This is a genomic window from Microbacterium sp. UBA1097, assembly GCF_002313585.1.
GTDB lineage: Bacteria > Actinomycetota > Actinomycetes > Actinomycetales > Microbacteriaceae > Microbacterium.
Map to the genome: position 1 here is coordinate 1 of NZ_DCBW01000023.1, position 10827 is coordinate 10827.

General features: G+C 65.9%; 9 protein-coding genes. 6 read left to right on the forward strand and 3 right to left on the reverse strand.

Going from position 1 to position 10827, the window contains the following annotated elements:
• The 3 genes from B4F19_RS06505 to B4F19_RS06515 all read left to right on the forward strand — a co-directional run.
• The coding region (locus B4F19_RS06505; RefSeq protein WP_292733511.1) for a glycerol-3-phosphate dehydrogenase C-terminal domain-containing protein at positions 1 to 554 on the forward strand (554 nt) is incomplete at its 5' end.
• A gap of 50 nt (positions 555 to 604) precedes the next feature.
• Positions 605 to 2122 (forward strand): glycerol kinase GlpK, encoded by a 1518-nt coding sequence (gene glpK / locus B4F19_RS06510; RefSeq protein WP_228179448.1) that lies wholly within the window; start codon positions 605 to 607, stop codon positions 2120 to 2122.
• A gap of 60 nt (positions 2123 to 2182) precedes the next feature.
• Complete coding sequence (locus B4F19_RS06515) at positions 2183 to 4018, forward strand: alpha/beta hydrolase family protein (RefSeq protein ID WP_228179447.1); 1836 nt, start codon at positions 2183 to 2185, stop codon at positions 4016 to 4018.
• A 251-nt stretch (positions 4019 to 4269) separates the two neighbouring features.
• Here the strand turns inward: B4F19_RS06515 and B4F19_RS06520 are convergent, their stop codons facing one another.
• Together B4F19_RS06520 and B4F19_RS06525 are read right to left on the reverse strand one after the other, a co-directional pair.
• A complete protein-coding gene (locus tag B4F19_RS06520) occupies positions 4270 to 4896 on the reverse strand; it encodes a response regulator (RefSeq protein WP_228179446.1) in 627 nt (208 codons plus the stop codon).
• On the reverse strand, positions 4893 to 6080 hold the full coding sequence (locus B4F19_RS06525) for a sensor histidine kinase (protein ID WP_204962894.1): 1188 nt from the start codon (positions 6078 to 6080) through the stop codon (positions 4893 to 4895). The genes B4F19_RS06520 and B4F19_RS06525 overlap by 4 nt, the downstream gene beginning before the upstream one ends.
• A gap of 163 nt (positions 6081 to 6243) precedes the next feature.
• Between B4F19_RS06525 and B4F19_RS06530 the strand changes: the two genes are divergently transcribed.
• The 3 genes from B4F19_RS06530 to B4F19_RS06540 are packed head-to-tail and all read left to right on the forward strand — an operon-like array spanning position 6244 to position 8456.
• Positions 6244 to 7314, forward strand: a complete 1071-nt coding sequence (locus B4F19_RS06530; protein ID WP_228179445.1) for an ABC transporter permease — start codon at positions 6244 to 6246, stop codon at positions 7312 to 7314.
• A complete protein-coding gene (locus B4F19_RS06535) occupies positions 7311 to 8006 on the forward strand; it encodes an ABC transporter ATP-binding protein (RefSeq protein WP_204962896.1) in 696 nt (231 codons plus the stop codon). The genes B4F19_RS06530 and B4F19_RS06535 overlap by 4 nt, the downstream gene beginning before the upstream one ends.
• 30 nt (positions 8007 to 8036) lie before the next feature.
• Positions 8037 to 8456 (forward strand): DUF2269 family protein, encoded by a 420-nt coding sequence (locus B4F19_RS06540; RefSeq protein ID WP_228179444.1) that lies wholly within the window; start codon positions 8037 to 8039, stop codon positions 8454 to 8456.
• 320 nt (positions 8457 to 8776) lie between these two features.
• Here the strand turns inward: B4F19_RS06540 and ltrA are convergent, their stop codons facing one another.
• Positions 8777 to 10144 carry a group II intron reverse transcriptase/maturase gene (ltrA, locus tag B4F19_RS06545; protein WP_267189910.1) on the reverse strand — a complete coding sequence of 456 codons (1368 nt, stop codon included), beginning with the start codon at positions 10142 to 10144 and terminating at the stop codon, positions 8777 to 8779.
• Between the last annotated feature and the right edge of the window lie 683 nt (positions 10145 to 10827).

A 10827-nucleotide genomic window follows, 5' to 3' on the forward strand; every position in this document is an offset into this window, starting at 1 on the left:
GGGATGCCGTCGACTTCGCCTTAGGCGCCGAAGCGGCCGCCGCGCGACCATCGATCACACAGACCCTCCCGCTCGTGGGCGGGCGCCCTTCGACCGACGGCGCCCCGGGCGCCCTCGCACGCCAGTTCGGCTGGGACGCGGCGATGGTCGATCACCTGCTGCACCGGTACGGCTCCGACATCCGCGACATCGCCGAGATCTGCGACCGCGACGAGACCATGTCCCGCCCGCTTGAGCATGCGCCCGCCTATCTGCGCGCGGAAATCGCGTACGCCGTCAGCCATGAGGGTGCGCTGCACCTGGAGGATGTGATGCACCGTCGCACCCGCATGGTCTACGAGTACGCCGACGAAGCGCTGGCGGCCCTTCCCGAGGTCGCCCGTATCGTCGCCGGCGAATTGGGCTGGTCAGACGCGCGGCGCGACGAGGAGGTCGCGGCGTATACCGCCGTGGCCGACGCGGTCGCCGCTGCGGCGCGCACGAGCGATGACGCTGCGGCCGCGCGCGCCAGGGCGGCCGCCCCCGGAGTCGCCGCCATGTCGCCGCGTCCCTGATCGCCGATCCCCCCATCCCACCCCTCACACGCTTCGATGGAGAGCACCCCGTGACACGATACGTATTGTCGATCGACCAGGGCACGACGAGCACTCGCGCGATCGTGTTCGACCACTCGGCGTCGATCGTGGCCAGTGGACAGCTCGAGCATCTCCAGCACTTCCCCCGGGCGGGATGGGTCGAGCACGACGCCATCGAGATCTGGGACAACGTGCGCGAGGCCGTGGGACTCGCGCTCACCCGCGCGAACCTGACGCACGGCGACATTGCCGCGGTCGGACTCACGAATCAGCGCGAGACCACCATCGTCTGGAACCGCCACACCGGAGTCCCCGTGTGCCGGGCCATCGTCTGGCAGGACACGAGGACGCAGCGGATCGTCGAGGACCTCTCGCGCGAGCACGGGGTCGATCGGTACACGGCGAGCGTCGGCCTGCCGCTGGCGACCTACTTCGCTGGCCCCAAGGTGAAGTGGATCCTGGACAACGTCGTCGGCGCCCGTCAGGCCGCCGACGACGGCGACCTGCTCTTCGGCACGGTGGACACCTGGGTCCTCTGGAACCTCACCGGCGGCGTGGAGGGCGGCATCCATGTCACCGACGTCACCAACGCCTCCCGCACGATGCTGATGAACCTCGACACTCTGGCCTGGGACGAGCAGATCGTGGCGGACATGGGTATCCCGATGTCGATGCTCCCGCAGATCCGGTCCTCGTCTGAGGTTTACGGTGTCGGTCGCGAGCACGGGATGCTCCCCGGAGTCCCGATCGCCGGAGTTCTGGGGGACCAGCAGGCAGCGATGTTCGGTCAGGCCTGCTTCAGCGAGGGCATGGCCAAGAACACCTACGGAACAGGGAACTTCCTGCTGCTGAACACGGGCCCCACGCGCGTGCACTCTGAGAACGGACTGCTCACTACCGTCTGCTACAAGATCGGGGACGCCCCGGCCGTCTACGCGCTCGAGGGATCGATCGCCGTCACAGGCTCCCTCGTGCAATGGCTGCGGGACAACCTCGGCATGTTCTCGGACGCGTCAGAGATCGAGCCGCTGGCCCGTGAGGTCGAAGACAACGGCGGCGCGTACTTCGTGCCGGCGTTCTCCGGACTGTTCGCCCCGTACTGGCGGCCGGATGCCCGTGGTGCTCTGCTCGGGCTCACCCGCTACGTCACGACGCAGCACATCGCCCGTGCGGCCCTGGAGGCCACCGCTTATCAGACGCGCGAGGTAGTCGAGGCGATGAACGCGGATTCGGGCATCGCGCTGGCCGAGCTTCGCGTCGACGGCGGGATGGTGGCCAACGAGCTGCTCATGCAGTTCCAGGCGGATCAGCTCGGTGTAGATGTGCTGCGCCCCGAGATCCTCGAGACCACCGCCCTCGGTGCGGCCTACGCCGCCGGCATTGCTGTCGGATTTTGGGGCGGTCAGGACTCCGTCACCGAGAACTGGGGCGAGGCCCAGCGCTGGAACCCCTCGATGCCGCTGCTCGAGCGCGAGCAGCTCTTCCGCAACTGGAAGAAAGCGGTCACCAAGACCATGGGTTGGGTGGACGGTGACGTGGACACCTGACCCCCGACACTCGCTCAGACCGAAACCCCACCGATACCCACACGAAGGAGTAGGGATCTCATGAAAGCAACCTTCCTGAAAAGGAACCCATTCTGGCTCGCGCTGTCACTGGTGCTAATGCTGATGTCCGCGATCGTCGCATCCGCGGTGCAGACGAACGCCGGAACCGTAGCAGTGAAGGACATGAGATGGGAGACGCCGTCGGGCCAGATGATCAGCGCCCTGCTGTTCAAGCCGGATGCCGCGACCGCTGATTCTCAGGCCCCCGCCATCATCGTGTCGCACGGGTGGTGGAACAACCGCGAGATGCAGGATGCCAACTATGTCGAGCTTGCGCGACGCGGTTACATCGTCGTATCGATCGACATGTATGGGCACGGCAACTCGTCGCCGCTCGTGAACAGCCAGGTCGAGCTCGGCGGCACCGGCATGTACGACGTTGTGAAGCTCGTCGCCGATCTGCCGTACGTCGACCCGGAGATGATCGGCGTGTCCGGACACTCGAACGGCGCGCGGGCCGCGAACTTCTCGGTCGCCCTCGACAATGAGGCGGACGAGCAGCTCATCGACGCGGTCTTCCTCGTCGACAATGACCCTGTCTACACCGATGCCGACGGCGCGTACACGAACATCTACGGCACGCGAGATGTCGGTCTGGTCGCCGCCCAGTATGACGAGTTCTTCTTCCGCAGCTACAGCCCGGAGGGTGTCGCGCTGACGCCGCCGCGTGAGTACATCTCGACCCCCAACGCGCAGTCCTTCCTGAACTTCGGCGTGGACCCGGCTGAGGAAGAATCGCGCTCGGCCGGTGAGTTCTACACCGAGGGCGACGCCGATCGCATCGTCTACACCCCAGCGGAGACGCACCCGTGGGGCACGATCTCGAAGACGACGGTCGGGAGCCAGGTCGAGTTCTGGGAGCGGGTCTTCCCCGCGCCGAACGCGATCGAGCCGAGCGCCCAGATCTGGCAGGTCAAGGAGACGGCGACGGCGTTCGGTCTCATCGGCTTCGGCATCTTCCTGGTTGCCTTCACGCGTGCGCTTCTCGGCACCCGCGCCTTCGCCGGCCTCCGGGTCACCGACCCCGCCCCGCTCGCGGCCACGAGCCGCAAGGGCCTGGCCTGGTTCTGGGGCGGCCTGGTCGTCTCGGCGCTGTTCTCGGGCTGGAGCTACGTCTGGCTGAGCCAGCAGCCTGTGATGCAGGGCATTGCTTTCAATGCCGTGCCGACGATCTTCACCCAGGGCGCCGTGTTCTTCATCGCCACTTGGGCGGCGATCAACGGCGTCGCGGGGCTGATCATCATGACGGTCTCCTACTTCGCGTTCGGCAAGAAGAACAGCGTCGACCTGCGGGCCGCTGGGGTTCTGCCCGGCTGGAGGAAGTTCTTCCACGGCATCGGCCTCGGAGCGGTCGTCGTCGCGGCCGGATTCGGCATCGTCTTCGTGCTCGACTACTTCTTCAAGACCGACTTCCGGTTCTGGGTCGTGGCCGTCAAGGCGTTCGGAGCGGACAAGCTGTGGATCGGCCTGCTCTACGTGCCGTTCTTCCTCGTGTACTTCCTCGCGAACTCGGTGGCAATCAACGGCTTCAACCGGTTCACGCTGCGCGGCAAGGAATGGCTCAATACGCTGGTGCTCGCCCTGGCAAACGCGATCGCACCGATCGTACTCGTGATCGCCCAGTATGCGACGTTCTTCATCACCGGTGAGACCATCCCCGGCTTCGGCGGCATCTTCAGCATCTGGCTGTTCCCGGTCATCCTCATCCTGGCGGTCTCGGCCGTGATCTCGCGCAAAATTTACCGTGCGACGAACAACCCGTATATCGGGGGCTTCATCAACGCCGCCGTCGTGACGATCATTTCGGTCTCCAACACGCTAACCGTCGTGTACTGACCAGTCTCACCGAGTCGGACAGAGGGAGCGCTTCCGCCTTGAGGCGGGGGCGCTTCCCCTGTCGCGTCAAGGGGTCAGGCGAAGCCGGCACTGAACCACTTCGCGATCGCATTCGAAAGCCGGATCACCTGATGACCGCCAGATCAGATCCACCGTTATCGGACGGACCCAGTCGAGCTATCCGTGCGCCGACCAGCTGCCCGACCGTGCTGCGAATTTGGTGCCACGCGGGATGACGGTGTGACGCAGGTTCAGCGCAGGATGCCGCGTTGTCTGGCTGTGGAGACGGCTGCGGTTCGTGAGGTGACGGCGAGTTTCGTGAAGATGTGGGCGAGGTGGGATTTGACGGTGGTCTCGCTGACGAAGAGTTCGGTTGCGATGTCGGTATTGGAGTGGCCGGCCGCGACGAGCTCAAGCACCTGCATCTCGCGACTACTGAGGCTTGCTTCGGGGGCTCGCATGCGGCTCAGAAGCCTTGAGGCGATGACGGGAGCGAGGGCGCTTTCCCCTGCGGCGGCGGCCCGGACGGCTGCGGCGAGTTCGTGGGGTGGGGCGTCTTTGAGGAGGTAGCCGCTGGCGCCGGCTTCGACGGCTCCCAGGATGTCGGCGTCGGAGTCGTAATTGGTGAGTACGAGCACGTAGGGGGCTGCGTCGAGGGCACGGATCCGCCGTGTCGCGTCGGCTCCGGTCATTGCGGCGTGAGCGCCGAACTGGAGATCCATCAGTACGACGTCAGGGTTGCTGTGTTCTGCGGCGGAAACCGCTTCGTCGGGTGTGGCAGCTTCCGCGATGACGTCTATGTCCCCCTCGAGGGCGAAGAGTGCTACCAGTCCGGCGCGGACGATGGGATGGTCATCGGCGATCAGAAGCCGGATCATGCGAACTTCTCCAAAGTGAGCTCGACGGTCAGTTGCGTTCCTCCGCCGGGGTGGGTGTCGATGGTGAGGCTGCCACCGAGTTGTTCGGCGCGTTCGCGAATCGCTTGGAGCCCGAACGAATCTGAGCGCCCGCGCGACCCGATGGTCGCGATGTGGGGGTCGAAGCCTTCACCGTCGTCGGCGATGGTGAACTGAAGTCGCTCGTGATCGGCGGCGAGAGTGATGGTCGCGGTGGTGGCATGCGCGTGCTGGATGGCGTTGGCGATGGCTCCCTGCGCGATTCGCAGGAGCGCCGTCTGGACCTGCATGGGCAGATCGACCGTGTCGGATACACGCACGTTGACGTGGAGTCCTTGCGCTGCCCATTGGGAGTCGGCGAGCCTCCGCAGTGCCCCGCCGAGTCCCCGGTCGTCAAGGTCGGGTGGGGTGAGTTCGCGGATGAACCGGCGTGCATCGGCAAGATTGCCGGCTGCCGTCTCTCGGGCGAGGCGGATGTGTTCGGCGCCAGGGCGATCAGGGTCGGCTCTTTCGGCGGCGTAGAGGAGCATCTGGATGCTGGAGAGGCCCTGCGCGACGGTGTCGTGAATTTCGCGGGCCAGCCGGGCGCGTTCGGCGAGGACTCCGGATTCGTGTTCGGTTGCGGCGAGCTGTCCTCGGGTGGCGAGCAGCTCGCCCATGAGGGTCTCGCGTTGTTGCGCCTCGCGGGCCAGAGCCTGGTAGCCGAGACCGATCAGGAGGGCGACTCCTGCGCCGATTAGTGGCCCGACGACTCCCGCGAGACTCCATCCGTTGTGGATGCCAAGCGCACAGATGGCAGTCACGGTAGCGACGACGATCGCGGCAGCGCCCCACCAGGGGCCGAGGAGATGGAGGTAGAGGAAGAACAGGGGGAACACGAGGTACGCGGCCTCGGGTGTCAGCCACAAAAGGACCACCCACTCGAGCGTGAGCGCCGCCAACCACAGCAGGCGCAGGGCGCGGGCACTCTGACCTGTGGTCCTGGTCTTTACCGCCCCGACCCCGTATGTGGCGATCATCACCAGCGTGAGGACGATCGCGGCGACGCTGCTCTCCGTGGGTGAGATCACCGCGCGGACGATGACCAGAACGGCGAGAGCAGCGAAAAGTACATGCAGCCCGGTGCGCAGACCCACGAATACGGGGGTGAGAGCTGTGTGGGGCATGGACCGAATCCTACGCATCGATAGGGCGACGGCATCGTCCGAAAGGATGACTTCTCCAGCCACCCTTCAGTCGGCAAAGTCTGTGCGGGCGGGCGATGAGATCGCAGGTCAAGAAAGGAAAAGTGGTACGTGTCCCCAGCTCGGGTGACCGGAAAGGAATCTCATGTTCGTCGCGCTCCGCGACCTACGCTTCGCCCGCGGCCGATTCGTCTTGATCGGTTCGGTCGTTGCCCTCATCACCGTTCTCGTCGGGTTCCTCAGCGGCCTGACCGGCGGCCTTGCCACCCAGAACATCTCCGCCGTCCTGTCGATCCCAGCCGATCGGGTCGTCTTCTCTGCGCCCACCACGGACGGCGCGGACGCAAGCTTCTCCGACTCCACCATCACCGAACAGCAGACCACCGACTGGGACACAGCGGCCGGCGTCACCTCGGCAGAACCGATCGGGATCAGCCAGACCCGGGCAGAGGCCGGCGACGCCCGCATCGCGATCGCCATCTTCGGTGTGCAACCCGGATTCAACGCCACCGCCCCCTCCCAGGACGGTCGGGTGAGCCTCTCCGCTCCCGCAGCCAAAGACCTCGCCGTCGCTACCGGAGATGACCTGACAATCGCCGGGACAACGTACACGGTCGAAACGATCGCTGGCGATGCCTGGTACAGCCACACCCCCGTAGTGGAGATGACCCTGTCCGACTGGCAGGCCTACTCGGCAGCCACTGGCAACCCCGATGCTTACGCGACGGTTCTCGCTGTCACCGGTTCCCCGGACTGGGAGACCGTGGACACCGCGACCTCGACCGTCTCCCACACCGTCCTGGGGTCGTTGACCGCGCTCAGCGCGTTCCGCTCCGAGATCGGGTCCCTCCTGTTGATGGTCACCATGCTGTTCGGCATCTCGGGTCTGGTCATCGGCGCGTTCTTCACCGTCTGGACCATGCAACGCAAGGGCGACATCGCCGTGCTCAAAGCACTCGGCGCCAGCACCTCCTCGCTGGTCCGGGACGCGCTGGGTCAGGCGCTGATCGTGCTGCTTCTGGGGATAGGGATCGGGTTGGGTCTGGTCACCCTCTTCGGCACCCTCGCCGGCACAGCCCTGCCGTTCCTCCTGAACCCGTTCACGACACTGCTGCCCGGCGTGATCATGATCACGCTCGGCCTCGCTGGAGCCGCATTCGCGCTCCGCTCCGTGACCTCCGCCGACCCCCTCACCGCCCTCGGGAGCAACCGATGATCCGCCTCGACAACATCACCCTCACCTTTCCCGACGGCGACAATCGCGTCACCGCCGTCAACCAGGTCAGCCTCACCGCTCACCCAGGAACCGTCACCGGCATCACCGGCCCCAGCGGCTCCGGCAAATCCAGCCTCCTCGCCGTGGCGGCGACCCTCATCCGCCCCGACAGCGGGCAGGTCATCATCGACGACATCGACGCCACCCGCCTCACTCCCGGCGAAGCGACTGAGACCCGCCGGGACAAAATCGGCATCGTCTTCCAGCAGTCCAACCTCATCCCGTCCCTGACCGCGCTCGAGCAGCTGTCCGTCATGAACGAGCTCGGCGCACGCCACTCCCGCCGAAACCGTGGCCAGGCGGCCAAACGAGCCGAGACGCTTCTAGACGCGGTCGGACTCGCCGACCACCGAGACAAACGACCCCACCAGCTCTCCGGAGGGCAACGTCAGCGAGTGAACATCGCCCGCGCCCTGATGAACGACCCCAGCGCGCTTCTCGTCGACGAACCCACCAGTGCGCTCGACCAGGAGCGCGGCGCCAGCATCATCGAACTCATCCTGCGCCTCACCGACGAGCTGAACACCTCGACGCTGCTCGTCACCCACGACCTCGTCCACCTTCCCCGGATGCACGGCGTCGTCAACCTCGTCGACGGCACACTCGTCGACACCGTCTCTGCCGCCGCCTAACTACCCGCCGCCCCCAGCAAAGGAATTTTCTTGGACCTTCTGTTCGGCATCCTGCACGTCGCCACCGCGGTCTTCATCATCGGCCCGATCGCCATCATCCCCATGACCGGACTGCGCGCGCTGCGCACCGGAGACGCCGCCCGCGCCACGGCCTCAGCGAAAAGCGTCCTCCTCCTCACCTACCTGTCCGTGCTGGTGGTTGTCACCGGATTCGGTGTGATGGGCATGGCAGACCCGAAATACGACCTCTCCATCACCACCCCGTGGGTTCTGGGCTCCCTCATCCTTTATGTGATCGCCGTTGCCCTCACACTCGGGATCGTCATCCCCACCTACCTGCACCCGGAACGGCGTGAACCGAAGCAGCGCTACATCCGCGCTGCGGCGAGCTCGGGCATCGCAACCATCAGCCTGGTCGCAATAGTCGTCCTCATGGTGTGGAAGCCGTAGCGCCGCATGGACATCGAATCACCGGTACGGATTACTCGTGCCGGCCCCTACCACAGGGCCGGTGGCCGGGCATGATGAACGGGTCAGTTCGAGCGCCGCGAGAGCACCCGTTATAGGGGCCGACACGGGCTGACTAGAACGGTCGATTGATCGAATTGCACCGTAGCGTCAGCGGGGTCTAGCGCCCCGGCCTCGCGCTCGTCGCATGTTCCGTGTAGGGTCGGCCAGCAGCGCCCTGTCTGGCTTGCGCCGGGTGGGTTTCTGCTGGCCGCCCTCCGAACCGGACGTGCCCATTCCTGAGCATCCGGCTCTCCATGCGATCACGCCGTGACGCTCGCCCAGGGGTTCGGGATGCGGGTTCCTCGGTAGCGGTAGCGGGTCACGGGGACCTGCCAGGCACGGAAGAACTCGATCCCCTCGGCGCGGATCTGCCACCGGGGCAGGTGCCGTCTGACGAGGGTGCGCATATTCAGCTTCGGGTGCCGCTTCTTCAGCCAGCCCACGATCCGCCAGAAGGCGAAGTGATCGATGACGGTGAAGACGCGTTTGACCACGCCGTGCTGGAAGTAGGCGCACCAGCCCCGCAGCGCCGGGTTGAGGCGGCGCAGCAGGTCGGCGAGCGTTCGATGGGATGCCCGGCGGGTCAGCGTCCGCACCTTGTCCCGGATGGAAGCCAGCGACTTCCGTGACGGGTAGGTGTAGATCGCGGTCTTCCCGCCATGACCTCTGATCCGGCGGCGCTGGATGCGCCACCCGAGGAAGTCGAACCCGGTGTCTATGTGCGTGACCGTCGTCTTCTCGACCGACAGGCGCAAACCCATCGGCGCGAGCACGGTGGCTGTTTCGTCCCAGAGCGCTTCGGCATCCTCGCGGGTGCCGCGGACGAGGACGACGAAGTCGTCCGCGTAGCGGACCAGCTTCATCGTCGCGCCCCCGGCGCGTTGATGCTTCGTGCGCGACCATTGCGGGCCGAGCATGTCCCACTTGCGTTGGAAGTGCTCGTCCACCACGGACAGGGCGATGTTCGCCAGCAGTGGCGACAAGATCCCGCCTTGCGGGGTGCCGGTGAACGTGTCCCTGTTCACGCCGTCCTCACTGAGGACGCCCGCTCTCAGGAACCCGCGGACCAGACGCAACACACGCTTGTCGACGACCCGCGCCCTGACGCGCTGCATGAGCGCGTCGTGGTCGATCTCGTCGAAACACGCGGTGATATCCGCTTCGAACACCTGCACGTAGCCACGTGAGGCGTAGTAGTGGATCTCCGCGATCGCGTCCTGCGCCCGCCTGCGCGGCCGGAACCCGTACGAGGACGGCTGGAAGTCGGCCTCGAAGATCGGTTCCAGCACCAGCTTCAAAGAGGCCTGAACGATCCGGTCCGTCATCGTCGGAATCCCGAGCTTGCGGACCTTGCCGTTCGCTTTCGGGATCGACTTCTGACGCACCCGCTCTGGGACGAACTCGCCGTGCTTCACGCTCTCGCGCAGCTCGGCGAGCATCCCGTGCACCTTCTCCGGCGGGACGGATCGCGGGGCGATTCCGTCGACTCCGGCGGTGCGGCCTCCCTTGTTGCCCGCCACCCGGCTCCACGCCGCAACGAGGAACCCGGGGTCATAGACCAGGTTGAACACATCATCGAAGCGACGACCGGGGTCGGTCGTCGCCCATTGGTGCAGTTTCGTCTGCATTCTCAGTACCCGCGCCCACGCCTCCTGAGTATCGGCTGGCCACGGAACATCCGCATTCACGGTTGTGTCTCCCTTACTGCTTGTCGATCCTGCGATCACACTGGACCCCTTCGCCATGCGGCCGGCTTTCCCGGCCTCGGACTACTACGGGCCCTCCGTCCCATCCCGGCCCGATCAGCAGGCCGTGCGCTCAGCCCTCGGTGTCGTCGCTGGCGGCGACGCACCTCCGGCGAGGCCGGGATAGTTCCCACGTTCACTCTCGAACCCTTCGACGGGATCGGCACCCAGTTATGCCCCAGCATCCTCGCCACGGCTACGCCGCAGGCTTTCACCGTGGCCTCCCGACCGGCGACATCACCCAGCCCAGGAGTTCCCCTCACCGCCGAAGCCGTGAAGGTGCGCGATGCAACCCGACCCGCATCCGCCAGGTTGGAGTCGGTGGTCTCGTATTGAGAGGCTTTCAGCCACTGGTTCCTATCCGTATGCCTCTCCGTCTCGCTAGCCGAGCCCGCACCATCTGGCAGTTCTGGCACGACTCGTCGTTGTCGAGGACTGCTCCACCCAACCCGCTCACGCCAACGGGCCAGATCGTCCTCCAGCTATCACACGCCTGCTGCGACAGGCGCCGAGCGGTGTCCTTTCACCACCGCAAGGTTCAAGAGCGCCTCGTGGCGCTCGATGTC